25 protein-coding genes are annotated in these 24,518 nt (G+C 67.2%); 11 read left to right on the forward strand and 14 right to left on the reverse strand.

Features of this window, described 5'->3' with window-relative positions; translation table 11 throughout:
* Window positions 1-2: 2 nt before the first annotated feature.
* Genes pstB through phoB form a run of 3 tightly spaced genes read left to right on the forward strand, consistent with a single transcriptional unit; the run spans window position 3 to window position 2,208 of the window.
* Window positions 3-797 (forward strand): phosphate ABC transporter ATP-binding protein PstB, encoded by a 795-nt coding sequence (gene pstB, locus D6850_RS03980; protein WP_121163973.1) that lies wholly within the window; start codon window positions 3-5, stop codon window positions 795-797.
* Window positions 798-808: 11 nt separating this feature from the next.
* A complete protein-coding gene (gene phoU / locus D6850_RS03985) occupies window positions 809-1,528 on the forward strand; it encodes a phosphate signaling complex protein PhoU (RefSeq protein ID WP_121163975.1) in 720 nt (239 codons plus the stop codon).
* Window positions 1,525-2,208 (forward strand): phosphate regulon transcriptional regulator PhoB, encoded by a 684-nt coding sequence (phoB, locus tag D6850_RS03990; RefSeq protein WP_121163977.1) that lies wholly within the window; start codon window positions 1,525-1,527, stop codon window positions 2,206-2,208. The genes phoU and phoB overlap by 4 nt, the downstream gene beginning before the upstream one ends.
* Before the next feature lie 16 nt (window positions 2,209-2,224).
* Here the strand turns inward: phoB and D6850_RS03995 are convergent, their stop codons facing one another.
* The gene (locus tag D6850_RS03995; protein ID WP_121163979.1) at window positions 2,225-2,884 is read right to left on the reverse strand and encodes a rhomboid family intramembrane serine protease; all 660 of its coding nucleotides are present in this window, start codon (window positions 2,882-2,884) and stop codon (window positions 2,225-2,227) included.
* A gap of 146 nt (window positions 2,885-3,030) precedes the next feature.
* The gene (locus D6850_RS04000) at window positions 3,031-3,486 is read right to left on the reverse strand and encodes a hypothetical protein (RefSeq protein ID WP_147438847.1); all 456 of its coding nucleotides are present in this window, start codon (window positions 3,484-3,486) and stop codon (window positions 3,031-3,033) included.
* 222 nt (window positions 3,487-3,708) lie between these two features.
* Between D6850_RS04000 and D6850_RS04005 the strand changes: the two genes are divergently transcribed.
* Window positions 3,709-4,947: an NAD(P)/FAD-dependent oxidoreductase gene (locus D6850_RS04005; protein WP_245964090.1), complete on the forward strand. Its 1,239-nt coding sequence runs from the start codon at window positions 3,709-3,711 to the stop codon at window positions 4,945-4,947.
* Between the two features lie 6 nt (window positions 4,948-4,953).
* On the opposite strand, the gene D6850_RS04010 is transcribed toward D6850_RS04005, so the two are convergent.
* The 5 genes from D6850_RS04010 to D6850_RS04030 all read right to left on the reverse strand — a co-directional run bounded on the left by D6850_RS04010 (window position 4,954) and on the right by D6850_RS04030 (window position 9,306).
* Window positions 4,954-5,796, reverse strand: coding sequence for a metal ABC transporter permease (locus D6850_RS04010; RefSeq protein WP_121163983.1), 843 nt, complete (start codon window positions 5,794-5,796; stop codon window positions 4,954-4,956).
* Window positions 5,793-6,677, reverse strand: a complete 885-nt coding sequence (locus tag D6850_RS04015) for a metal ABC transporter permease (RefSeq protein WP_121163985.1) — start codon at window positions 6,675-6,677, stop codon at window positions 5,793-5,795. Before D6850_RS04015 ends, D6850_RS04010 begins: the two co-directional genes overlap by 4 nt.
* A gap of 34 nt (window positions 6,678-6,711) precedes the next feature.
* Window positions 6,712-7,611, reverse strand: a complete 900-nt coding sequence (locus tag D6850_RS04020; RefSeq protein ID WP_121163987.1) for a manganese/iron ABC transporter ATP-binding protein — start codon at window positions 7,609-7,611, stop codon at window positions 6,712-6,714.
* A 58-nt stretch (window positions 7,612-7,669) separates the two neighbouring features.
* Window positions 7,670-8,563: a metal ABC transporter substrate-binding protein gene (locus D6850_RS04025; RefSeq protein WP_121163989.1), complete on the reverse strand. Its 894-nt coding sequence runs from the start codon at window positions 8,561-8,563 to the stop codon at window positions 7,670-7,672.
* 140 nt (window positions 8,564-8,703) lie between these two features.
* Window positions 8,704-9,306, reverse strand: coding sequence for a dimethylsulfonioproprionate lyase family protein (locus D6850_RS04030; protein WP_121163991.1), 603 nt, complete (start codon window positions 9,304-9,306; stop codon window positions 8,704-8,706).
* Between the two features lie 184 nt (window positions 9,307-9,490).
* On the opposite strand from D6850_RS04030, the gene gmd reads away from it, so the two are divergent.
* The 5 genes from gmd to D6850_RS04055 are packed head-to-tail and all read left to right on the forward strand — an operon-like array spanning window position 9,491 to window position 14,488.
* The gene (gmd, locus tag D6850_RS04035; RefSeq protein WP_121163993.1) at window positions 9,491-10,609 is read left to right on the forward strand and encodes a GDP-mannose 4,6-dehydratase; all 1,119 of its coding nucleotides are present in this window, start codon (window positions 9,491-9,493) and stop codon (window positions 10,607-10,609) included.
* Complete coding sequence (gene fcl / locus D6850_RS04040) at window positions 10,609-11,580, forward strand: GDP-L-fucose synthase (protein ID WP_121163995.1); 972 nt, start codon at window positions 10,609-10,611, stop codon at window positions 11,578-11,580. Before gmd ends, fcl begins: the two co-directional genes overlap by 1 nt.
* A 1-nt stretch (window position 11,581) precedes the next feature.
* Window positions 11,582-13,018: a mannose-1-phosphate guanylyltransferase/mannose-6-phosphate isomerase gene (locus D6850_RS04045; RefSeq protein WP_121163997.1), complete on the forward strand. Its 1,437-nt coding sequence runs from the start codon at window positions 11,582-11,584 to the stop codon at window positions 13,016-13,018.
* On the forward strand, window positions 13,005-13,886 hold the full coding sequence (locus D6850_RS04050; protein WP_121163999.1) for an NAD-dependent epimerase/dehydratase family protein: 882 nt from the start codon (window positions 13,005-13,007) through the stop codon (window positions 13,884-13,886). Before D6850_RS04045 ends, D6850_RS04050 begins: the two co-directional genes overlap by 14 nt.
* A complete protein-coding gene (locus D6850_RS04055) occupies window positions 13,883-14,488 on the forward strand; it encodes a sugar transferase (RefSeq protein ID WP_121164001.1) in 606 nt (201 codons plus the stop codon). The genes D6850_RS04050 and D6850_RS04055 overlap by 4 nt, the downstream gene beginning before the upstream one ends.
* Before the next feature lie 6 nt (window positions 14,489-14,494).
* Here D6850_RS04055 and D6850_RS04060 read toward each other — a convergent pair whose 3' ends face one another.
* From D6850_RS04060 to D6850_RS04075, 4 genes are read right to left on the reverse strand one after another with little or no spacing between them, the layout of a single operon-like run.
* Entirely contained in the window at window positions 14,495-15,391 is an 897-nt protein-coding gene (locus D6850_RS04060) for an alpha/beta hydrolase family protein (protein WP_121164003.1), read from the reverse strand.
* An 18-nt stretch (window positions 15,392-15,409) separates the two neighbouring features.
* Entirely contained in the window at window positions 15,410-16,432 is a 1,023-nt protein-coding gene (locus D6850_RS04065) for a TRAP transporter substrate-binding protein (protein ID WP_121164005.1), read from the reverse strand.
* 19 nt (window positions 16,433-16,451) lie between these two features.
* Window positions 16,452-17,762, reverse strand: a complete 1,311-nt coding sequence (locus D6850_RS04070; protein WP_245964091.1) for a TRAP transporter large permease — start codon at window positions 17,760-17,762, stop codon at window positions 16,452-16,454.
* Window positions 17,759-18,304, reverse strand: a complete 546-nt coding sequence (locus tag D6850_RS04075) for a TRAP transporter small permease subunit (protein WP_121164007.1) — start codon at window positions 18,302-18,304, stop codon at window positions 17,759-17,761. The genes D6850_RS04070 and D6850_RS04075 overlap by 4 nt, the downstream gene beginning before the upstream one ends.
* Window positions 18,305-18,423: 119 nt before the next feature.
* Here D6850_RS04075 and D6850_RS04080 point away from each other — a divergent pair, with 119 nt between their 5' ends.
* Window positions 18,424-18,912 carry a MarR family winged helix-turn-helix transcriptional regulator gene (locus D6850_RS04080; RefSeq protein ID WP_121164009.1) on the forward strand — a complete coding sequence of 163 codons (489 nt, stop codon included), beginning with the start codon at window positions 18,424-18,426 and terminating at the stop codon, window positions 18,910-18,912.
* Window position 18,913: 1 nt separating this feature from the next.
* On the opposite strand, the gene D6850_RS04085 is transcribed toward D6850_RS04080, so the two are convergent.
* Window positions 18,914-21,373 carry a GcvT family protein gene (locus D6850_RS04085; RefSeq protein ID WP_121164011.1) on the reverse strand — a complete coding sequence of 820 codons (2,460 nt, stop codon included), beginning with the start codon at window positions 21,371-21,373 and terminating at the stop codon, window positions 18,914-18,916.
* A 147-nt stretch (window positions 21,374-21,520) separates the two neighbouring features.
* Here D6850_RS04085 and D6850_RS04090 point away from each other — a divergent pair, with 147 nt between their 5' ends.
* Window positions 21,521-22,300: a methyltransferase domain-containing protein gene (locus D6850_RS04090; RefSeq protein WP_121164013.1), complete on the forward strand. Its 780-nt coding sequence runs from the start codon at window positions 21,521-21,523 to the stop codon at window positions 22,298-22,300.
* Between the two features lie 42 nt (window positions 22,301-22,342).
* Here D6850_RS04090 and D6850_RS04095 read toward each other — a convergent pair whose 3' ends face one another.
* On the reverse strand, window positions 22,343-23,134 hold the full coding sequence (locus D6850_RS04095; protein ID WP_121164015.1) for a phytanoyl-CoA dioxygenase family protein: 792 nt from the start codon (window positions 23,132-23,134) through the stop codon (window positions 22,343-22,345).
* The gene (locus D6850_RS04100) at window positions 23,127-24,515 is read right to left on the reverse strand and encodes an aminotransferase (protein WP_121164017.1); all 1,389 of its coding nucleotides are present in this window, start codon (window positions 24,513-24,515) and stop codon (window positions 23,127-23,129) included. Before D6850_RS04100 ends, D6850_RS04095 begins: the two co-directional genes overlap by 8 nt.
* Window positions 24,516-24,518 lie beyond the last annotated feature (3 nt).

Genomic DNA, 24,518 nt, shown 5'->3' on the forward strand with positions numbered 1-24,518 from the left:
CCATGAAAGACACGCTGACAGAAACGCCGGCCGCCGCCGACACCGCCAAGATCGCCACGCGCGACCTGCAGGTGCATTACGGCGACACGCACGCGCTCCGCGACGTCGATGTCGACATTCCAGACCGCACGGTGACGGCCCTGATCGGGCCGTCGGGCTGCGGGAAGTCCACCTTCCTGCGCTGCCTCAACCGGATGAACGACACGATCCCCGCCGCCCGCGTGACGGGCGAGATCCGCATCGACGGCGAGGATATCCACGATCCGCGCATCGATCCGGTGCAATTGCGCGCCAAGGTCGGCATGGTGTTCCAGAAGCCCAACCCGTTCCCCAAGTCGATCCGCGACAACGTCGCCTACGGTCCCAGGATCCACGGCCTGACCCGCACGCGGGCCGAACTGGACGAGGTGGTGGAGAAATCCCTGCGTCGCGCCGCGCTCTGGGACGAGGTCAAGGACCGGCTCGATGCCCTGGCGACCGGTCTCTCGGGCGGGCAGCAGCAGCGGCTCTGCATCGCGCGGACCATCGCCACCTCACCCGAGATCCTGCTGATGGACGAGCCCTGCTCGGCGCTCGACCCCATCGCCACGGCCCAGATCGAAGAGCTGATCGACGATCTGCGCAGTCGCTTCGCCGTGGTGATCGTCACCCATTCCATGCAGCAGGCCGCCCGCGTCAGCCAGCGCACGGCGTTCTTTCACCTGGGCCGCATGGTGGAATACGGCGATACGGGCGCGCTCTTTACAAACCCCGCCGATCCGCGCACGGAAAGCTATATCACCGGCCGCATCGGCTGAAGGACGACAAAATGACCAGCAAGAACCACATCGCCACCGCCTTCGACCGCGACCTCGAGGCCATCCAGGCCATGATCACCCGCATGGGCGGGCTTGTCGAGGCCGCCATTCTGGACGCTGTCCGCGCGCTGGAAACCCGCGACGTCGACCTGGCGGGCCGGGTGCGCCGCGGCGACGCCGAGATCGACGCGCTCGAAGAGCGGATCAACATCGAGGCCGCCCGCCTGATCGCGCTGCGCGCGCCCACCGCGGCCGATCTGCGCACCGTGCTGAGCGCGATGAAGATCGCCGCCGCGCTGGAACGCTGCGGCGACTATGCCAAGAATCTCGCCAAACGCTCGGACGTGCTGTCCTGCATGCCGCCAGTCGAGGGCGCGACAGGCTCGATCCGCCGCATGGGCAAGGCGGTGCAGCTGCAACTGAAACAGGTGCTCGACGCCTATATCCACCGCGACGCGGACCTGGCGGAAGAGGTGCGGCAGGGCGATCACGAGGTGGACCAGATGTATAACACGCTCTTCCGCGAATTCCTGACCCACATGATGGAGGATCCGAGCAACATCTCGGCCTGCATGCATCTGCATTTCATCGCCAAGAACATCGAGCGCGTCGGCGATCACGCCACCGCCATGGCCGAGCAGGTGATCTATCTCGCGACCGGCGCGCTGCCGGACGGCGACCGACCCAAGGCCGACAATACCGCCAGCACGGGCGGCGTGGCGCGACGATGAACCGTCCCCTGATCCTGCTGGTCGAGGATGAGGCCGCCCAACGCGAGGTGATCGGTTACAACCTCACCGCCGAAGGCTACCGCGTGCGCGAGGCGCATGACGGCGAAGAGGCGATGCTGTTGGTGGATGAGGATCCGCCCGACCTCATCATCCTGGACTGGATGATGCCGAAGCTGTCGGGGATCGAGGTCTGCCGCCGCCTGAAGGCCCGGCGCGAAACGCGAGGCATCCCCGTCATAATGCTCTCGGCCCGCTCGGACGAGCCCGACCTTGTCCGGGGGCTGGAAACCGGCGCCGACGATTACGTGGTGAAACCATATTCCGTCGCCGAACTCATGGCTCGCGTACGCGCGAACCTGCGGCGGGTGCGACCCCTGGCCGCCGGAGCCTTGCTGGAGTTCGAGGATATCCGGCTCGACGGCGAAACCCACCGCGTCACCCGGGCGGGCAAGGAGGTGACCCTCGGCCCTACCGAGTACCGCCTGCTCGCATGCCTGATGGAAAAACCCGGACGTGTGCTCAGCCGCGAGCAACTGCTGGATCGGGTGTGGGGCCGCGACATCCATGTCGAAACCCGCACCGTCGATGTCCATGTCGGCCGCCTGCGCAAGACGCTGCGCCAGCACGGCGGCGACGATCCGGTGCGGACCGTGCGCGGCGCCGGCTACGCCCTCGGCTGACGCGACGCGGCCACGCTCACCGCCGCGCGAAGCTCTGCCCAGCGAGCCATCCGGCGATCCACCCGCCAAGATGCGCCTCCCACGCGAGCCCGCCCGAAAGGATCGCGAACAGCGCGATATTGGCCGCGATCAGCCCCAGTATCGCCGTGAGGATGGGCTGCAGCGACAGCCCCGCGCGCCGGCGCATCCGGTAATCCATCGCCTGCCACAGCCCGATCAGGCCAAAGACCGCGCCCGACGCGCCGATCATCGGCGCGGGGCTGGACGACAGCAGCCCGAAACACGCCCCGCCCGCGACCGCCGACAGGAACAGCACCAGCAATGTCCGCACGGCCCCGAAATGGGCCGACAGGAATTTTCCCAGCGACAGGAGCACGACGCTGTTCAACGCCAGATGCGCGAACCCGCCATGCAGAAAGGCGTGGGTGATGAACATCACGGCGGTCTGCCCCGGATAGATCGGCGGCGCCGCTCCCGCGAAAAGCGGCTGCCAGAACGCGCCCAGCGCAAACACGCGCCAGCGCAGGCTTGGCAACCCGAAAACGCCGGAATCCGCAAGGCTCAGGGCCAGCTCGATCAGCGCCATGATGCCGACCAGCCACCACAAGAACGCCGGCGCCCCGGCCTCCTGCGCCGAGGGGGTGAATCGGCGATTTCGTGGAGAAGTAAGTTTCATGATTGCGAGATAAGTCCTCATAGCGAGAGGACCAAGGACGAACTGTGGGTTCTCAGCTTGTAGCCGTTTTAATCAGGCTTTGCCTCGCGAGCGGCGCAAGCAAGCGTAACGGGCGGGTGTTGAACAGAGTCTCCTTGCAGTCGAACTCAGTTCAGCGTCGCGTCGAATTCGATGAGGCTGCGCCCGTCCTCGGCGCCGGGGGCGGCGATGATCTTGGCGTTGAAGATGTCGGGACCGGTGAACTCTATCGATGGCTCGAGCATGTCCTCGGCGCCCTGCGCGACGGTGTAGCCGTTGGTGTCCAGGCTTTCCTTCCACTCTGCAAACAGCGCATCGACATCTGCGCCCGTCGTGATCGAGAGCAGCCGGATGCTCGACCCCACAGAGCGGTTCGTGACGACCTCCGCATCTTCCGGAATCGCGAGCGCGTCGGGGATCCAGTCCTGCAGCTTCTCGTCAGCATAGACGACCGCGGAGGCCGCGATCACGAGCCAGGCGGCGATGAGTATGTCCCGCACCGGAAGGCGCGCGATCAACGCGCGCAACCTCGTGGTTGCGGGGATAGTGGGGCAGGGCGCGGGCGGGCAAGTCATGGCTGTCATGAAGCGGAAGTTATCGCAGGGGATGGGATGTTCAAGCGCGCCGGCGCATATTCGCCGGCGAGTCTCGCAACCGCATCGTCCCGCCCGGTCGGACGTGCTGTTTCGACGGATCAGGTTGGCCGCGGCGTATTGCAAGGCGCTGTCCGATTCGGCGTTTGCCTACGGTTTCGCGCCGTCCTAATGTGCCCGAAAATCCGTCACCGCATGGCGCGGCGAAAAGTGATGCACACCAAGAGAGACACCATGAGCGACAAGCGGCAGGCGCCCGGACAGGGCAGTTACGACATCATCATCGTGGGCGGGGCGATCATGGGGGCGGCGACGGCGTTCTTCCTGTCGGACGACGCGGATTTCGACGGGCGCGTGCTCGTGGTCGAACGCGACCCGACCTACGCGACCAGTTCGACCATGCTCTCGACCAGTTGCATCCGGCAGCAGTTCTCGACCGCGCTCAACGTGGAAATCTCACAGTTCGGGGCGGACTTCATCAAGAATTTGCGCACCCACATGGGTGGGGACGACCGCGTGCCCGAACTATCGATCCGCAGCTTCGGTTACATGTATCTCGCCGGGGACGCGGCGTTCGCAGACGACCTGCGCGCCAGCGCCGCCGTGCAGCAGGCGGCGGGCGCGGCGACGCGGATCATGACCCCGGAAGAGATCGCCGCCGCCTATCCGTTCTACAACGTCGACGACATCCTGCTGGGCTCGATCAACACGGTTGACGAGGGGTATTTCGATTCCGTTGCCGTCTTCGAATGGTGCCGCCGCCTGTCGCGCGAACGCGGGGTGGAATATATCGAAAACGAAGTAGTCGCCATGACGCTGAACGCGGCCCAATCAAAGGTCGAGAGCGTGACGCTCGCCTCGGGCGAGGTGATCGCCTGCGGCAAGGTGCTCAACGCTTCGGGGCCGCGCGCTGCGCGCACCGCCGGAATGGCCGGGATCACGCTGCCGGTGGAGCCGCGCAAGCGGTTCTCGTGGATCTTCAGCGCCGAGCGTCCGCTCGATCGCGACCTGCCGCTGACGATCGACCCCTCGGGCCTCCATGTGCGCGAGAACGGCGGCGGAACCTACCAGGCGGGCGGCCATTTCGGCGAGGATCCCGCGGTGGAGCCGGACGACTTCGACATGGACTTCTCGCTCTGGGAAAACCACGTCTGGCCGCTTCTGGCGCACCGCATCCCGCAGTTTGAGGCGATCCGCGTCACCAGCGAATGGGCCGGGCAGTACGCGATGAACACGCTCGATCACAACGCGATCCTGGGCGCGCATGACCGGGTGGAGAATTTCCACTTCCTTAACGGGTTCTCGGGGCACGGGTTGCAACAGGCGCCCGCGATGGGGCGCGGCACGGCCGAATTTCTGGTGCACGGCGCCTATCGCAGCATCGATCTGTCGCCCTTCGATTATGCCCGCATCACCGAGGGCCGCCCGCTGGTGGAGAAGGCCATCATCTGACGCGGCTCAGACCTGGCGCCGCTCCGCCCGCCGGGTCAGGGCCGAGCGGCGGATGAAGGCGAGAACGAAGAGCGCGGTGAGGATCAGGATGATGGTCGGGGCCGGCGCGCTGTCGAGGAAGAAGCTCGCATAAATGCCGCCCAGCGTCGCGATCAGGCAGACGACGACCGCGACCGCCAGCATCGCGGCGAAGCGGCGCACCAGCAGGAACGCGATCGCCCCGGGCGAGATCAGCAGCCCCACGGCAAGGATCAGTCCCGCCGCCGAAAGCGTGGCCACGATAGTCAGCGACAGCGCCGCCAGCAGCCCGTAATGCAGCCACGCGACCGGCAGCCCGGCGGCGCGCGCCTGCGCCGGGTCGAAGGCGTGCAGCAACAGGTCCTTCCATTTCAGCACCAGCACGGCGGACACCCCGAGCGAGATGATCCCGGCGGTCCACAGCTCGTGCGGCTCCACGCCCAGCAGGTTGCCGAACAGGATATGATCGAGATGCGCGTTGGTCTTGATCGAAACGTAAAGCACGATGCCGAGGCCGAACATGCCCGAGAACACCACGCCCATGATCGTGTCCTCCTTGACCCGGCTGTTGCCGGACAGGTAGCCGGTGGCGAGCGCGCAGGCCATGCCGGCGGCGAAGGCGCCGATGATCAGCGGGATGTTCAGGATATAGGCCAGCACGATCCCCGGCAGCACAGAATGGCTGACCGCATCCCCCATCAGCGCCCAGCCCTTGAGCACGAGGAAACACGACAAGAGCGCGGTGGGCGCCGCGACGAGGGCGCCGATATAGAAGGCGTTGAGCATGAAGTCGAACTGGAACGGCATCAGAAGCGTGTCGAGAAGGGTCATGCGCGTTCCTCCCCGATCCGCGCGGGTCCGCTGGCCCGCAGCGCGGCGGATCCGCGCCGGCGCGCGGCCAGAAGTCCGTGTTTGGGCGCAAGGAAGAACGCCAGCAGGAACAGCGCAGTTTGCAGGATCACGATGACCCCGCCGGTCGCCCCGTCCAGGAAATAGCTGATATAGGCGCCAAGGAAGCTGGTAACCGTCCCGATCGCGACCGAGGTGACGATGAGCCGCGGAAACCGGTCGCAGAGCAGGTAGGCCGTCGCCCCCGGCGTCACCACCATCGCGATCACGAGGAACGCGCCCACCGTCTGCATCGCCGCCACGACGCTTGCCGACAGAAGCACGAAGAACACCGCCTTGAGCAGCCCGGGCCGCAGCCCGATGGAGCGCGCGTGGGTTTCGTCGAAGAAGGTGACCATGAGATCCTTCCACTTGGCCAGCAGCACCGCCAGCGACACCACCCCGATGAGCGCCAGTTGCGCCGTGTCCTGGGGCGTGATGGCGAGGATGTTCCCCATCGTGATCGTCTGGATGCTGACCGCCATCGGGTTGAGCGAAACCATGAACAGCCCGAGTCCGAAGAACGATGTGAAGATCAGCCCGATGATGACGTCGACCTTCAGCCCCGAGCGGTCCGACAGGAACAGCATCGTCCCCGCCGCCAGCCCGCCCGCCACGAACGCGCCGAGCGCGAAGGGCAGCCCGAGGATATAGGCCCCCGCCACGCCGGGGACGACTGAATGGCTCAGCGCGTCGCCGATCAGCGACCAGCCCTTGAGCATGAGATAGGACGACAGAAACCCGCAGACCCCGCCGACGAGGGCGGACACCCACATCGCGTTGGTCATGTAGCCGTAAGCGAAAGGTTCGAGCAGATGGGTCATCGCCGCGCCGCGCCCGCCGTGTTGTGCCACATTCTCATTGCTCCTGCTCCTTGGTGTGGGTGACGTCGCCGTATTGCACCAGCGGACGTTCGTCGTCCGAGAAGATGGTGACGCTGCGCGCGTCCTCGTCCTCGTGCAATTTCTCGCCCCCCAGCGTGAAATGGCGCAGCACGCCGCCGAACGCGGCCTCGAGGTTCTCGCGGGTGAAGGTCGTTTCGGTCGGCCCGTAGGCCAGCACCGTGCCCTTGACCAGAACCGTGCGGTCGCAGAACTCGGGCACGGAGCCGAGGTTGTGGGTCGACACCAGCATCACGCGCCCCTCTTCACGCAATTCGCGCAGCAGCGCGACGATCTGGTCCTCGGTCTTCACGTCCACGCCGGTAAAGGGTTCGTCGAGCAGGATCACCTGTCCGTCCTGCGCCAGCGCGCGGGCCAGGAATACGCGCTTGCGCTGCCCGCCGGACAGCTCGCCGATCTGGCGGTGGCGGAACTCCTGCATGTTGACGCGGTCCAGCGCGCGGTCCACCGCCTCGTGATCGGCGGCGCGGGGCCGGCGCAGGAAGCCCATATGCCCGTAGCGGCCCATCATCACGACATCCTCGACCAGCACCGGAAAGGCCCAGTCGACCTCTTCGGATTGCGGCACGTAGGCGACGAGGTTCTCGCGCAGCGCCTCCCTCACGCTCCGCCCGAGCAGGCGGATTTCGCCCTTCGCGGCGGGCACGAAACCCATGATCGCCTTGAAGAGCGTCGATTTCCCCGCGCCGTTCACGCCGACAAGCGCGGTGACGGTGCCGCGCGGGATCTCGAAACTGGCGTCCCAGAGCGCGGTATGCCCGTTGCGGTAGGTGACGGTCACGTCCCGCGCGGTAATGCCGTCGCCCGGCGCGGCGCCGTTCATTCGGAGCGTCTGGTCCTGCGTGTGATCGCGCATCGCATTTCTTTCCATCTGTTGTCGGCGCGGCCGGGCTGGACCGGCCGCGCCTTCGGGGTCAGTCCGTCTGCCCGGTCAGGCCGTCGGCAATGGTCTGCGAGGTGACGCGCAGCAGGTCGAGATAGGTCGGTACCGGGCCGTCCGGCTTGCTCAGGCTGTCGACGTAGAGCACGCCGCCATAGGCCGCGCCGGTCTCGCGCGCGACCTGTCGGGCGGGGGCGGTGTTGACCGTGCTTTCGCAGAACACCGCGGGGATGTGGTTCTCACGCACACCGTCGATCACCGCGCGCACCTGCTGCGGCGTGCCGACCTGGTCGGCGTTCATCGGCCAGAGGTAAAGCTCCTTCATGGCGAAATCGCGCGCGAGGTAGCTGAACGCGCCCTCGCAGGTCACGAGCCACCGGCGCTCCTCGGGGATGGCCTGGATGCGCTGGCGCAGCGGTTCGATCGTTGCGCGCAGCTCTTCCTTGTAGGCGGCGGCGTTGGCAGCATAGGTCTCGGCGTTTCCGGGGTCGTGCTCGGCAAAGGCGCTTGCGATATTGTCGATGTAGATCAGCGCGTTGTCGATCCCCATCCAGGCATGCGGGTTGGCCTTGCCCTCGTAGACGCCTTCGGCGATCGCGATCGGATCGATGCCGTCGGTCAGGGTCACGGACGGGATGCCCTCCAGATGCGACAGAAACTGTTCGAACCATAATTCAAGATTGAGCCCGTTCCACAGGATCAGGTCTGCGCCCGAGGCGCGCACGATGTCGCGCGGCGTCGGTTCGTAGCCGTGGATTTCGGCCCCCGGCTTGGTGACCGAGACGACATCGGCGGCGTCTCCCGCGACGTTCTGCGCCATGTCGGCCAGCACCGTAAAGGTGGTGACGACCTTCATCCGCTCCGCCGTCGCCGCCGAGGCGAGAACGGACAGGGCGAAGGCGAGCGCAAGGCGGCATGGTGATCGCATCGGATGACTCCTTTTTCGGATGCTTTACAGTCGCCCAAGTGTAAATGCAAATCATTCGCAAGTTGTCAAGGCAGATGCGAGCGATTCGCAAATTCAGCCGCGAAAGGTCCGGGTTTCCGGCAGCGGCGGGGGGCGACGATTTACAGGCTCACCATCTCGGGCAGGGTGAAGACGGGAGGCGTCGTCAGATCGCCGCGCCAGGCGACATAGGCCATCACCGGCGAGTCGCGCGTCGTCATCGCGTGCGGCTGCATCGAGGCGTGAAGGACGTGATCGCCGGGGCGCAGGGTCCGCGACGGCGCGCCGTGGACGGCGAACTCGGCCTCGCCTGCCAGCACGACATAGATCTCTTCCGCCGGGTGGTGGTGCCACGGATAGTGCAGCCCCGGCGGGGTCCAGACCACGAAACTGCGCATGTCCGGCGCATTAAAAGGCGCCTCGGCAGGACCGATCAACTGGTAACAGGCGAATTTCGAAACGAAGTCCTCGCCTATATCCGTGTCCTTGTAGGTTTCGCGCCATCGCACGTCCGGCGTGGCGGCGACCAGCGCGTCGCGCAGCCGTTCAAACGCGGCCGTCGTCCCGCCCGGATCGGCCTGCATCAGCGCGGCCGCGGGGCTGACATAGGGGACAAGCGCCTGTTCGCATAGCGGGTCGGGCAGGGCGCAAAAGGCCCCCAGCGCGGGTGTGCGCGCATGCAGCGCGATCAGTTCATCGCGCAGGATATCCCGGTTGACCCTCATCCCATGCGGCCCCCTCAATGCGATTGGCGGCAAGCCTCGCACGCAAGCGCGGCCCGGCAAAGGAAAATCGTCATGCGCATGGCTTACCCAGGAGTTGCCCCTGCACACCCCAGCGGCTAGAAACCAAAGTCAAACCGGACGCGCCACCCGCGCGCCCGGACCGAGGCGGCAGGAGACCCAAGACATGAAACGCGCGCTTATCACCGGCATCACCGGGCAGGACGGATCCTACCTCGCCGAATTGCTGCTTGCGAAGGGCTATGAGGTCCACGGGATCAAGCGGCGCGCGTCGTCGTTCAACACCCAGCGGATCGACCACATCTATCAGGACCCGCACGAGCCGAACCCCAAGCTCCGGCTGCATTACGGCGACCTGACCGATACCTCGAACCTGACGCGGCTGCTGGCCGAAATCCGCCCCGACGAGGTCTACAACCTCGGCGCGCAAAGCCATGTCGCCGTCAGCTTCGAATCGCCCGAATACACCGCCGATGTCGACGCGATGGGCACGCTTCGGCTGCTCGAGGCGCTGCGTTTTCTCGGGATGGAGAAATCCGCGCGGTTTTACCAGGCGTCAACCTCCGAGCTGTACGGTCTGGTGCAGGAGGTGCCGCAAACCGAGAAAACCCCGTTCCATCCCCGGTCGCCCTACGCGGTGGCCAAGCTCTATTCCTACTGGATCACCGTGAACTATCGCGAGGCTTATGGCATGTACGCCTGCAACGGCATCCTCTTCAATCACGAAAGTCCGCGGCGCGGCGAAACCTTCGTCACGCGCAAAATTACGCGTGGACTGGCCAATATCGCGCAAGGGCTGGAGGATTGCCTGCACATGGGCAACATCGACGCGCTGCGCGACTGGGGACATGCGAAGGACTACGTGCGGATGCAGTGGTTGATGCTGCAACAGGACGCGCCGGACGATTTCGTGATCGCCACCGGTCGGCAGCGTTCCGTGCGCGATTTCATCACGATGGCTGCGTCCGAACTCGGCATCGCGCTGGAATTCACCGGCCACGGGTTGGAGGAGATCGGAACCGTGGCGGCGGTCACCTCGGACATGGCGCCGGCGGTCAAACCCGGCGACGTCATCGTGCGGATCGACCCGCGCTATTTCCGCCCCGCTGAGGTCGAAACCCTGCTGGGCGACCCCAGCAAGGCGCGCGAGGTTCTGGGCTGGGAGCCGCAGATCACCGCGCAGCAGATGTGCGCCGAAATGGTGGCCGAAGACCTGCACACCGCGCGGCGCCACGCGCTGCTCAAGGAACACGGCTACGCCCTTCCCGTGAGCGCGCAGGACTGATGGCGCGCCGGATCTTCCTTGCGGGCCATCGCGGCATGGTGGGCGGCGCGATCCACCGCCGCCTGATCGCCAATGGCGCGCCCGAGGCCGACATCCTGACCCGCAGCCATGCCGACCTCGACCTCACCGATCAGCGCGCCGTGCAGGCATTCATGCAAGCCGAGCGCCCCGACGCGGTGATCCTCGCGGCCGCGCGTGTCGGCGGTATTCACGCCAACAACACCTATCCGGCCGATTTCATCTACGACAACCTGATGATGGAGGCGAACGTCATCCACCAGGCGCATCTTGCAGGGGTGCAAAGCCTGCTCTTCCTCGGCTCGTCCTGCATCTACCCGCGCGACGCGGCGCAGCCGATGCGCGAGGACGCGCTGCTGACCGGCCCGCTCGAACCCACCAATGAGCCCTACGCCGTGGCCAAGATCGCCGGGATCAAGCTCTGCGAAAGCTACAACCGCCAACACGGCGCCGATTACCGCAGCGTCATGCCGACGAATCTCTACGGCCCCGGCGACAATTTCCACCCCGAGAACAGCCATGTCGTCCCCGCCCTCATCCGCCGCTTCCACGAGGCGGTTGAGACCGGCGAACCGGAGGTCACGATCTGGGGCAGCGGCACGCCGCGCCGCGAATTTCTGCATGTGGACGACATGGCCGAGGCGTCGCTTTTCGTGATGGACTTGGACCGCGCCACCTACGAGGCGAACACGCGCCCCATGCTGAGCCATATCAACGTCGGGACCGGCAGCGACGTCTCGATCGCCGAACTGGCGCGGATGGTGGCCGATGTGACCGGTTTTGAGGGACGCATCGTCCAGGATACATCGAAACCCGACGGAACCCCGCGCAAACTCATGGACGTGAGCCGCCTGGCCGACATGGGCTGGCGCGCGCGGATCGGCTTGCAGGACGGAATTGCGGAGACCTATGACTGGTTCAAGGCGCATGCCGGTTCGGTGAGGGAGAACTGAGATGACAGATGCGCCCCCCATTCATCCGGTGATCCTATGCGGCGGGTCCGGCACCCGGCTCTGGCCGCTGTCGCGCAAGAGCTACCCCAAGCAGTTCACCCCGCTTCTGGGGGAGAAATCGCTCTTCCAGGCGTCGGTGCGCCGCCTGTCGGGGCCCGGCTTCGCGCGCCCCGTCATCCTGACCGGAGAGCCGTTCCGCTTCATCGTGCTTGAACAGCTCGCGGCGATCGAAACCGGCGCGCAGGGCGTGCTGATCGAGCCCGAGGGACGCAACACCGCGCCCGCCGTGCTGGCCGCGGCGCTCTGGCTCGCGGCGCGCGACCCGGAGGCGCTGATGCTGGTCGCGCCCTCGGATCACGTGATCCCGGACGCCGACACTTTCCGCGCCGCGGTGCGCGCCGCCGCCCCGCGCGCGCAGGCGGGCGACCTCGTGACCTTCGGCATCCGCCCGACGCGGGCCGAAACCGGCTATGGCTGGCTCGAGATGGCCGCGAAGGCGGACCCGGACGCCGTTGAGCCGCAGCCGCTCGCCCGCTTCGTCGAGAAACCCGATGCCGCCCGCGCCGAGGCCATGCTCGCTGCCGGGAACTACCTTTGGAACGCCGGCATCTTCCTGCTGTCCGTGCGCGCGGTCATCGCCGCGTTCGAGCGCCACGCGCCCGACATGCTCGCCCCGGTGCGCGCCGCGCTGGAGGGGGCCGAGGACGATCTCGGCTTCACCCGGCTCGACGCGCCCGCCTGGGCCGGCGTACCGGAAAACTCGATCGATTACGCTATAATGGAGCGGGCCGACAATCTCGCCGTCATGCCCTTCGGCGCGGGCTGGTCGGACCTCGGCGACTGGCAGGCCGTCTGGGCCGAGACCGGGCCGGACGGCGACGGCAACGTCACCTCCGCGCACGCCACGGCGCTCGGCTGCACGGGTTCGCTTTTGCGTTCGGAAACCGACCGGCAGGAGCTGGTCGGCATCGGCTTGCGCGACATGATCGCGGTCGCCATGCCCGACGCCGTCATCGTCGCGCCCCGCGCCGAGAGCCAGCGGGTCAAGGAGGCGGTCGCGGCGCTGAAGGAACGCGGCGCGAAGCAGGCAAGCGAATTCCCGGTCGATCATCGCCCCTGGGGCTGGTTCGAGAGCCTCGCCATAGGCGAGCGGTTCCAGGTCAAGCGGATCGTGGTCAAGCCCGGCGCGGCGCTCAGCCTGCAAAGCCACCACCACCGCTCGGAACACTGGATCGTCGTACAGGGCACGGCCAGGGTCACGGTCGATGACGAGGTTCGCCTGATCGGCGAGAACGAGAGCGTCTACATCCCCCTGGGGGCGGTGCACCGGATGGAGAATCCCGGCAAGCTCGAGATGGTGCTGATCGAGGTGCAGACCGGCAGCTATCTCGGCGAGGACGACATCGTGCGCTACGAAGACGTGTATGCCCGCACTTGATTTCTCCGGCCCGGACTGGCTGATGGTCGGCGCCTCGGGCATGGTCGGGCGGCTGATGCGCGGCGCGTGGGCCGACGACCCCGGCATCGCCGCGCGGCTGGTGGCGCAGCTGCGCCGGGACCGGCCGGCGGGGGAGCGCGTGCTCTACTGGTCTCCGCTCGACGGAATCGCGCCGCTCGAACGCCACGCGCGCGGCGATGGCCCACCTGCCGCGCTGATCATGCTGGCCGGGGTGATCCCGGCCCCGATGGTCGATTACTCGGTCAATGTGAGCCTGGCCGTCGCCTGTCTCGAGGCCGCGCGCGCCGTGGGCTGCGAGCGGGTGCTGATCGCCTCCTCGGCGGCGGTCTATGGCCCCGCCGACGCGCCCTTGCCCGAGAGCGCGCCCTGCCGCCCGGTCTCGACCTATGGCGCGTCCAAGCTCGCGATGGAGCGGGCCTGCGCCCCCTGGCGCGCCGCGGGCATGGATGTCTGTTGCCTGCGGATCGGCAACGTCGTGGGCGCTGACGCGCTCTTGCGGAATGCGCGGGCGGGCGGGCCGGTTCGGGTCGACCGGTTCGCGGACGGGGCGGGCCCCGTGCGCCCCTATATCGGCCCCGAGAGCCTGTCGCGCATCCTCGGAACCCTCGCCACATGGCCGGCACCCTTGCCAGATACGCTCAACGTCGCCGCTCCCCAACCGCTCGGCATGGAGGAGATCGCCGAGGCCGCGCGGCTCGACTGGCGCTGGGCGGATGCGCCCGCGCAGGCGGTGCGGCGGGTGACGCTCGACACCGCGCAGCTTGAGGCGTTCCACGCCTTCGACCCTGACGAGTGCAGCGCCAAGGGCATGGTTGCGCAGTTCCGACGCGCCGGACAGGCTCCGTGACACCCGCCAAGCGGGGGGGAGACATCCTGCTGGCGCTGGTGCTGGGCCTGCTGGCGCTTCCGCTTGGCGTCGCCATCGCGGTCGCGATCCTGTGGCGCGACGGGCGGCCGGTGCTTCATGCGTCCGAGAGGATGCAGACGCCCGAGCGGGCCTTCGCGATGCTGAAATTCCGCACCATGAAGCCCGCGCCCGCCGATGCCGGCGTGACCGGCGGGGACAAGGCGGGGCGGATCACCGCGACCGGCGCGCTCCTGCGGCGGCTGCACCTTGACGAGTTGCCGCAACTCTGGAACGTGCTGCGCGGTGACATGAGCATGGTCGGCCCGCGCCCGCCGCTGCGCCATTATGTGCAGACATATCCCGCGCTTTACGCCCGCGTCCTGCGCTCGCGTCCGGGGCTCACCGGGCTCGCCACGCTCCGCTGCGGCGCGCGTGAGGCGCGGCTGCTGGGGCGCTGCCGAAGCGCGGCGGAAACCGAAGCGGTCTACCTGCGCGCGTGCATCCCGGTGAAGGCGCGGCTCGACCTCATGTACCAGGCCAACCGGTCGCTCTGCTGGGATGCCGTGCTGCTCTGGCAAACCCTGACCCGTCGCCGCCGCTGACGCGCCTCAGCCGAGCGCGCCAAGCCCCGCCTCGAGACATTCAGCCCCGTGGCGGTCTATCATCAGCATGTGGCTGCCGCCCGGCGCGACAGCGCGGGCGGTGTCGATGTATCGCGCGTCTTCGATGGCGTCGCAGGCGCGGCGCCAGTCGGCGGCGCGACGGGTCCAGTGGTCCGCCGCGTCCAGGTGATCGCCGGCGAGGATGGTGAGCGGGCAGCGCAGGGCGGGCCCCGGCACCGCCGAGGGTTCGACCGCGAGGACCCCGGCCAAGGCGTCGGGCCGGGCGGCGGCGGCGTCGAAGGTGATCTCGCCGCCCTGGCTGTGGCAGACGATCGCGCAGCGACCCAGCCGGTCGAGCACCGCCACGAGGCCCGCGGTCTGCGCGGCGGTGTTGGAAAGCCAGCGCGGCGCCATCCGGCGCATCAGGTCGTCGAAGGCGTCCACCGGGAACTGCTGATCGGCGAAGGCGCGGCGCGCGGCGAAGCCGTTGGGCGGGCCGATGCGAAAGAGGCTCCACGCCTCTTCCGCCGAGCGCAGGATCGGCGCCTCCTCCCAGATGCCGGCGGCGAAACCGGCGCGGCCGCGCTCGACCAGGTCCACGACATGCACCTCGCGCCCGCGGTCCAGCAGCAGGTGCAGCCAGCCCGGTCGCCCGTCCGGCGTCGTCTCCCACGCGGCGCCGTGCATCCCGCCGCCGTGAACCAGCACCACGGGCGGCGCGTCCCGCGCGCGTTCAGGGATGAAATACTGCACGTAGGTCTGCTCGACCGTGAAATGGCCGCGTGGGTCAAAGGTGTAGCTGGCCGAGCGGGTGAACTGCACCTCGCGCGGCGCGCCTTCCGTCACGCGGTGGACGCGACCGCCCACCGTGTAACTGCCGAAATCGCGCAAGACGTAGCTCACCGAGGTTCACCCAAAGGTTTAATCGAGCTTGGATAGCTCTTGATATTCCACGTACTTCTCACCGTAGGCGCGGTAGCTGTCGATCACCCGTCTGAACATCTCGTCCTCGGCGGATTTCTCGGCATAGACCTCGTCCGCGGCCTTGCGCAGCGCGTCGAGCACGCTGTCGGGGAAGCGTTCGACCGCCACGCCGTTGTCGCGGAACTCCTGCAGGATCTCGCTCTGTGCGCCTGCGGCCACGCCCAGCGTGTAGAGGTTGATGTCGTTGCAGTTCACCTCGATGGCGGTGCGTTGCGCATCGGTCAGCGCGTCCCACTTGCCCTTGTTCATGTAGAACTCGATGAAGCCCGCGGGCTGGTGCCAGCCGGGGAAATAGTAATGCTTCGCGACGTCATCGAATCCCAGCAGCTTGTCCACCAGCGGGAAACTCAGTTCCGTCGCGTCGAGCCGCCCGGTCTCCAGCGATGTCGCGATCTCGCCCGCGGGCAGGGACATGGCGTTGGCGCCGAGCTTCGAGAGGATATCGCCGCCAAGCCCGCCGATGCGGATGTTTAGGCCCTGGAAATCCTCGGGCGCGGCGATTTCCTTCGTATACCACCCGCCCGATTCTGAGAGGATCACGCCGCAGGCCATCGGCACGAGGTCGTAAGGCGCGTAAATTTCGCGCCACAGTTCCAGCCCGCCGCCGTGGTTCAGCCACGAAATGTATTGGAGCGGCTCACCCCCGAAAGGGACGGAGCCGAAGAGCGCAGCGGCGGGTTCCTTGCCGGCCGCGTAGCCGGCGAAGGACCAGGCGGCGTCGATGGCGCCGACGCTCACGTTGTCGAAGATCTCGAAAGGCGGGCTGAGCTCCCCGGCGCCGAGGTGCTTGAACTCCACCGCGCCATCGGTGAGCGCGGCCACGTTGGCGACGAAACGCTCGGCCGCGGGGCCGAGAACCGGCAGCGTCTTGGTGAAGGCGCTTTGCAGGGTGTAGCTTTCGCCCGAGGCGGGCAGCGCGAGGGCGCAGGCGGCGAGAGCCGCGAATGTGGTCCTGATCATTGATCGTCCTCCCTTGGTTTCAGAATCCGGTGATGAGGCCCGGCGCCGCCATCAGCAGGCCGAGCGCGAAGAGTTGCAGCGCGATGAAAGGCAGCACGCCGCGATAGATCTCGCGGCTGCTCACCCGGTCACCCACCGCGCCGCGCACGTAGAACAGCGCAAAGCCGAAGGGCGGCGTGAGGAACGAGGTTTGCAGGTTCACCGCGACGAGCACGCCGAACCAGATAAGCAATTCCTGCCCGGCAAGCCCGTTGCCGAAATCGAGCGCGGCGATCACCGGCGCGAAGATCGGGATCAAAATCAGCGTGATCTCCAGCCAGTCGAGGAAGAAGCCGAGCACGAAGACCGACAGCATCACCACCGCCATCACCGCCCAGGGCGCGTGGCCGAAACTGCCAAGCGCGGACTGGATCATCTCGTCTCCGCCGACGCCGCGGAACACGGCGGCGAAGCAGGTCGCGCCGATGATGACGAGGGCGACCATCGCCGTGGTGGCGACCGTATCGCGCGCCGCGTCCATCAGCATGGCCAGGCTGAAGCGGCGGTAGATCATGGTGACGATGACGGCGCCGAACGCGCCGAGGCCGCTTGCCTCGGTGGGGGTGGCGATGCCGCCGACGATGGAGCCGAGCACGCAGACGATCAGGATCACCAGCGGCGCGACATCGACCGCCAGAAGCACCGCGCCGCGCGCGGCGTCGGGGTCGCGCGCCTGCCGGGGCAGGCCGCGCGCGCGCCACAGGATATAGACCGCATAGAGCGCCACCAGCAGCAGCCCGGGGCCGATCGCGCCCGCGAACATCGCCGGCACCGAGGTCTGGAGCTGATCGCCCAGCACGATCAGCATCACCGAGGGCGGCACCAGAATCGCCATCGTCCCCGAGGCGGCGACCAGCCCCGCGCCGGTGGCGGCGTCGAACCCGGCCTCGGTCATGCGGGGCAGGGCGAGAAGCGCCAGCAGCACGACCGACGCGCCGACCACGCCCGAGGACGCGGCCAGCAGCAGCCCGACGACCAGCACCGAAATGCCCATGCCGCCCGGCGTACCGCCGAGCGCCTGCTGCGCGCCCCTGAGGGCGCGTTCCGCCACGCCGGATTTTTCCAGGATCAGCCCCATGAAGATGAACATCGGGATCGCGACGAACAGCCAGTTGGACAGAATGTTGGCGTAGATGCGGCTCACGATCAGCTTGAAGAAGGCGGCGGGCAGGTCCGAGACGAGAATGAAGAGCGCCGCCGTCCCGGCGAGCACGAGCCCCACGCGGTAGCCGATGATGATGCCGCCCATCGTCAGCGCGGCCATCGCGAGCGGCAGGGCGAATTCGCTCATGCGCGGCGCCCGGCGCGAATCAGCCGCCAGCTCTCGATCAGGATGGCGAGCGCCAGTAGGCCGAGCCCGAGCGGCAACACCAGCTTGATCAGCCACAGATCTTCGAGCCCGCCGTTGCGCGACCCTTCGCCCGAGCGGCGCGCGCGCATCGCGAATTCCCACGCCGCCGGCAGCGCCATCGCGAAGAACGGCAGCGCAAACAGAAGGTGCCCGGACAGGTCGACCGCGCGGCGCAGGCCGGGGCGGAACCCGTCATAGAGGAAGTCCACCCGCACGTGACGGTCACGCAGAAGGATCGCGCCGGACGGAACAAGGCAGATCAGCGCGAACAGGTGCCATTGGAAATCCAGAAGCGAATTCAGTGTGATGCCCTTGCCGATGAATGTATGACTCGAAGTCAGTGAAAAAAGCGGATTGATGTCAAGAAAGCTGCACGCGACCTGCAGCACGACGCAGAGCATGAGCAGGATCACCAGCATCGCGAGCGCGTTCATCAGCGCGTCGCCTGCGCGTTTCAGCCCCGTTCCCGGCCCCGCCGTCATGCGTTTTCTCCCCGTCCTCTGCGCGGCAGGCTAGCGCAGATTAGCTCCATATGGAATTAATTTATTTCCATATGGAGCTAATGACCCCCGCCCGCTAGGATCGCGCCGAAGGAGAGAGCATGAAGCTGATCGACATCCTTGGCGCAACGCCGATTCCCATCGGCTACCGCATGGCGTTCCTGACCAACTTCATGCGCGAGCCGCTCCTGCGGCGGATGGAGCGCGAGTATGGGCTGATCCGGCCCGAATGGACAGTGCTGATCTGCCTGTGTTTCCGCGAGGGGCTGACCTCGCGCGATATCTGCGAGGTGACGGAACAGCCCTCGAACACCATCAGCCGGGCGGTGGCCTCGCTGCTGGCCAAGGGGATGATCCGGCGCAGCGCGGATGCCCGCGACGGGCGGCGCAAGCTGCTTTACCTCGAGCCGGCGGGACGCGCGCAGCATGACGCGGTGATGGCGTGGTTCATCGAGGCCGAGGCGCATCTTGCCGCGACGCTGAGCGAAGAAGAGCGCGCGCTGCTGATTTCGCTGCTCGACCGGATGGGCCGCGACGTGCCGCGCTGGCAGGCGCTTCCGCCTTACAAAGAGGACGCCCCCGACGACTGACTCAGGCCCTTACCTTCTCCATCCCCGGATCGTAGAGCGGCTTCAGCGACGCGGTGGCGTCGTGGCGCACGCCGGCCACCTCGACCTGCCAGCGGCCCGCCTCGATCGCCTCGGCGGTGAGCGGCGCGTCGCATTCGGCGAACCCGATCCCCACCGCGCCCCCGAGCGTATGACCATACCCGCCCGCCTGGATCGTGCCGACCTGGGCGCCGTCGAGATAGATCAGTTCGTTCCCGTAAAGCAGCGGCTCGGGATCGCTGAGCAGGAACTGCAACATGCGCGTGCAGGGCGTGCCGCGCGCGCTGATCGCGGCCAGCGCGTCGCGCCCGATGAAGCCGCCGGGCTTGTCCAGCCGGACGGCAAAGCCAAGCCCCGCCTCGATCGGGTTGTCGGTGTTGTCGAGGTCCACCCCGAAATCGCGATAGGCCTTTTCGAGACGAAGCGAGTTCAGCGTCTGCATCCCCGCGTTGCGCAGCCCGAGGTCGCGGCCCGCCTCGAGGATGAGGTCATAGGTCTGCACCGCCTGCGTCGCGGGCACGTGCAATTCCCAGCCCAGTTCGCCGATGAAGGTCACGCGCATGGCCAGCACGTCGGCATAGCCCACGTCGATCCTATGTGCAGACATGAAGGGGAAGGCGGCGTTCGACAGATCGGCGTCCGAGATGCGCGACAGCAATTCGCGCGATTTCGGGCCGTGCAGGTTAATCTGGCAGCGCCCGGCGGTCATGTCGGTGACGGTCACGAATTCGCCCTCGGCGATATGGCGGCGCAGGCGCATCTCGGTATGCCCGCGGCTGTTTTCGCCGACCACCACCATGAACCGGTCGGGCGCGAGCCGGGTCACGGTCAGGTCGGCCTCGAACCCGCCAGCCTCGTTCACCCAGGCGGTATAGACGACTCGGCCCGGCTCCACGTCCACCTCGTTGCAGGACAGGCGCGACAGCAGGGCGCAGGCGTGCGGGCCCTCGACCTGGAAACAGGCCATCGCGCTCATGTCCATGACGATCACGTCCTCGCGCGCGGCGCGGTGTTCATCGGCGTGCCAGTCCCACCAGTGCTGGCGGAACCAGCTGTGTTGCTCGATCTTCGCCTGTTCGGGCGTGGGCGCGAACCAGTCGGGCAGTTCCCAGCCGTGGCTTTCGGTGAAATACGCCCCCGCCGCCGCCAGCCGGTCATGCAGGACCGAACGCCGGACGTTGCGCGCGGTTTTCGGCGCCTCGTCCGGAAAGTGCTGGCCGAAGAGCTTGCCGAGCAGTTCGGGCGTGCGGTCCCGGCGAAAGGCCGGTGTGGCTTCGGAGCGCGCGAACCGGTTGACGTTGATGCCGGTCACGTCGACCGGGGGCAGGCCGTCATTGATCCAGTGCGCCAGCACGTTGCCGATGCCCGCCCCGGTGAGGATGCCGACCGAGTTCAGCCCGCAGGCGGTCCAGCACCCGCGCAACTCGGGCGTCGGGCCGACCAGCGGGGCGAGGTCGGGGGTAAAGCTTTCGGGGCCGCAAAACAGCTTCTTCACGCCATATTCCATCGCCCTGGGCACGCGGCTGTAGGCGCGTTCGAGATGCGGGCCGACGCGGTCCCAGTCGGGGGTGATCTCGCCGAACTGGAAATCATCGGGAATCGCGCCGGGGTTCCAGGGCGCCGCGCCCGGCTCGAACAGGCCGAGCATGAGGCCGCCGACCTCCTCGCGGTAATAGGTGTAGGTGCTCGGATCCTCGAGCACAGGCAGGTCGCGGGGCAGATCGGGGATCGGCTCGGTGATGAGATAGTAATGCTCGGCCGCCTGCAAGGGCAGGGTGATCCCATGCGCCGCGCCCAACTGCCGCGACCACATGCCGCCGCAGATGACCACGTTCTCTGCCGTGATGGTGCGCCCGTCCGCGCAGCGCACGCCGGTTGCCGCGCCGTTCGCGGCCAAGATTTCGCTCACGCGCACGCCCTCGAAGATGCGCGCGCCGCGCATGCGCGCGCCCTTGGCCAGCGACATGGTCAGATCGACGGGGTTCGCGCGCCCGTCCTCGGGGATGTAGAAGGCCGATTCCACGTTGCCCAGATCGCCGATCGGGAACATTTCCTGCGCCTCGGCGGGCGTGATTTCGTGGCAGTCGATGCCGAAGCGGCGCATGAAGGCCGCCCCGCGGCGCATCTCGTGGGTGCGCTCGGGGTTGGTGGCGACTTGCAGGTAGCCGACGTCGCGGAACCCGGTGGGCAGGCCGGTCTCCTCCTCGAGCCGCGCATAGAGATCGCGTCCGTGGGTATAGATCGCGCAGTCGGATTCGGAGGTCAGAAGCCCGGCGACGATCAGCCCGGCGGCATGCCAGGTCGTCCCCGAGGTCAGCTGCCCCTGTTCGAGCACGACGACGTCCGAATGTCCTAGCGTGGTCAGATGATAGGCGGTGTTGCAGCCGATGGACCCGCCGCCGATGATGACGGTTCGTGCGTGATCGGGCAGGGATGCGGGCATTATCTCTCTCCGGTTCGGGGTCGGCCGCATCATCCAGTCAATTGAACGGGCATTCAACCGGCAATCGTCGCTCATCCGGAGGTTTTCCTTGTCAAACAAGGGTCGCCGCCGCCATCCTGACTGAAAGCCCGTTCAACGGAGAATCGCATGGCCGAGTCCGACCTCTACGATACGCCGACAATCGCCTTTCTCGAGGATCTCTGGGGCGAGGGCTATCTTTCGCCCGGCGGCGCGGAGGAGGTCGCCCGCGTGCTGAGCGGCGTGCCTGTGGCGGGGGCGCATGTGCTCGATATCGGGTGCGGGTCGGGCGCGATCGCGGTGGCGCTGGCGCGGGACCACGGCGCGGGGCATGTGACCGGCATCGACGTGGAGGACCCGGTCTGCGACGCCGCCCGCGCGCGCGCCGAGGCCGCAGGCCTGGCAAACCGCATCGCCGTGCAGAAGGTCGCGCCCGGCCCGCTGCCCTTTGACGACGCCACGTTCGACGTGGTGTTCTCCAAGGACTCGATCATCCACATCCCCGACAAGGAGGCGCTGGCCGCCGAGGCGTTCCGGGTGTTGAAACCCGGCGGCATGTTCGCGGCCTCGGACTGGCTGATGTCGCACGCGGGCGAGCCCAGCCCCGAGATGGCGCGCTACATCGAACTCGAGGCGCTCGATTTCGCGATGGCCGATCCGGCGCGCTACGACGCGGCGATGCGGGCGGCGGGGTTCGAGGACGTCGAACTTGTCAACCGAAACGGCTGGTACAGGGAGGTCGCCGCCGATGAGCTGGAACAGCTTTCGGGCCCGGGCCGCGCGGAATGGGAGGCGAAATACGGTCGCGATTTCATCGCCGGCCAGGTCGCGACCTGGACCGCGATGACCGGCGTGCTGGAGTCGGGCGAACACTGCCCGCACCACATCCGCGGCCGCAAACCCGGCTGACCCGCGCCCGGGCGATGCCGAAGGCGGCGCAACATTTCGGGCTCAGGCGTCGAACCAGTGATCGTCGGGATCGCCCGGAAAGACGCCCAGATGCGCCCCGTGGGACTGGTATCCCATCAGGCGGCGGACATGCTCGGGGAACCGTTCGGCCCTTTCCCGCGGGACCGAGAGATACATGTTCTCCTCCTGCCGAAGCCAACCCAGCGAGTAGGTGGTGATGAGCCCGGTGCGCGGCGCGTCCGAATTGTTCTGACCGCCCGAATGCACCGCCGAGCCCAGGTAGAACAGGACCGAGCCCGCGGGCATCGCGGCCTGCGTCACCTCGTCTTCGGTGATCGCGTCGATGTCGCGCAGATCCTGTGATCCCGGGACGACGCGGGTGGCGCCGTTTTCGCGTGTGAATTCGGTCAACGCCCACATGGCCGAGATCTGGAACTCCACGCCGGGTATGCGGATCGGGTAGAAGTCGTCGTCGCGGTGCAACTCCTGCGCGCCCTCGCCGGGGTGGATCTCGATCGCGGTCGAACTGCCCAGCCGGTAGTTGACGCAGTGCCGTTTCAGCACACGGTCGGCCACGCCCGTCACCAGGGGGTGCGCGATGATGTCCGCCGCCGCCTCGCTGTGCGCGAGGATGCTGGCGCAGCGGCGCGTCCTGTAGCCGTTGAAGTCATTGGCGAACTTGTCGCCATAGGCGTCGAACGGCGCGCGCAGGTCGTCGAGGATTTGCTCCACGAGCCCGCCCTCGGCCACGTTCTCCACGATCACCGCCCCGTCGGCGAGCAGGCGTTCGGCCGCCGCGTCGGCATCGTTCTTCAGGCGTGCGATCTCAACCATCGTATTCTGCGCTCAGCTTTTCCAGCCCCGCCTCCATGATGTCGAACATCCTGTCCGTCTCCTCCTTGCTGATGATGAGCGGCGGCGAGAACACCGCCATGTTGCCGAACGGGCGCAGCATGAGGCCCATCTCCTCGCACACGGCGTCGAGCCGCGCGCCGAACTTCAGGTCCGCCTCGAGCGATTTTCGCGGCAGGTCCAGCCGGCATTCGATACATCCCAGCAGGCCCATGCCGCGCACGTCGCCGACGATGTCGAACCGCTCGCCGATGGCGCGCAGCCGGTCCTGGAAATGCGGCGCGACGCGCTGCACATGGCCGAGGATGTCCTCGTCCTCCATGATCTCGATGTTTTTCAGCGCGGCGGCGCAGCTGACCGGGTGGCCGGAGTAGGTGAAGCCGTTATAGAACACCTCGGCGCCCTCCGGTTCCTCCATCGCCGTCATCAGCGCGTCCGAGACGATGCACGCGCCAAGCGGCAGATACCCCGAGGTCAGCCCCTTGGCGCAGGTGATCATGTCCGGCTCGATCCCGAAAACCTCTTGGGACGCGAACCAGTGGCCAAGGCGGCCGAACCCGGTCACCACCTCGTCCGAGATGTAAAGGATGTCATTCGCGCGGCAGACCTCGAGCGTGCGCTGGTGATAGCCCGGCGGCGGGACGATCACGCCGCCCGAGCAAAGGATCGGCTCGGCGATGAAACAGCCGATGTTTTCCGCCCCTTCCTCGGCGATGAGGGTTTCCAGATCGGCGACCTTTTGATCGCACCAGTCCTCGAGGCTCACCCCCTCGGGGCGGCCATATGGGTTCACGTCGGGCAGGAAGCGGACGAGGTCGCTCTTGTCGAACTTGGTGTTGAAGCGTTCCTTGCCGGTGACCGACGACGCGAGGTAGGTCGAGCCGTGATAACCCTTCTCGCGCGCGATGATGAGCTTCTTGTCCGGGCGGCCAAGGCGGTTGTTGTAGAACTGCACGGTGCGCAGCGCGGTGTCCACGGCGGTGCTGCCGCCGGTGGTGAAGAACACGGTGTTGAGATCGCCCGGCGTCATCTCGGCGATGCGCCGCGCCAGCACCGCGGCGGGTTCCGAGGTCGACGACCAGGGCGAGGCATAGGGCATTTCCACCACCTGTTTCGCAATGGCGTCGGCCATGTCCTTGCGCCCGTAGCCGATCTGCACGCACCACATGCCGCCGGGGCCGTCGATGAACTTCTTGCCGGTGCTGTCCCAGAGATAGATACCGTCGGCGGTGTTGATGCGCATGTAGTCATCCTTGCGCCAACTGTCGGTGCTGGCCCAGGGGTGCAGGTGGTGATCGCGGTCCCACCGGGTGAGATCGGCGTCGGTGGGGGTGTTGCTTCGCGCTTCCATGAGGTCGGTCATGAT

This window comes from Roseovarius spongiae, assembly GCF_003651245.1.
Taxonomy (GTDB): Bacteria; Pseudomonadota; Alphaproteobacteria; order Rhodobacterales; family Rhodobacteraceae; genus Roseovarius; species Roseovarius spongiae.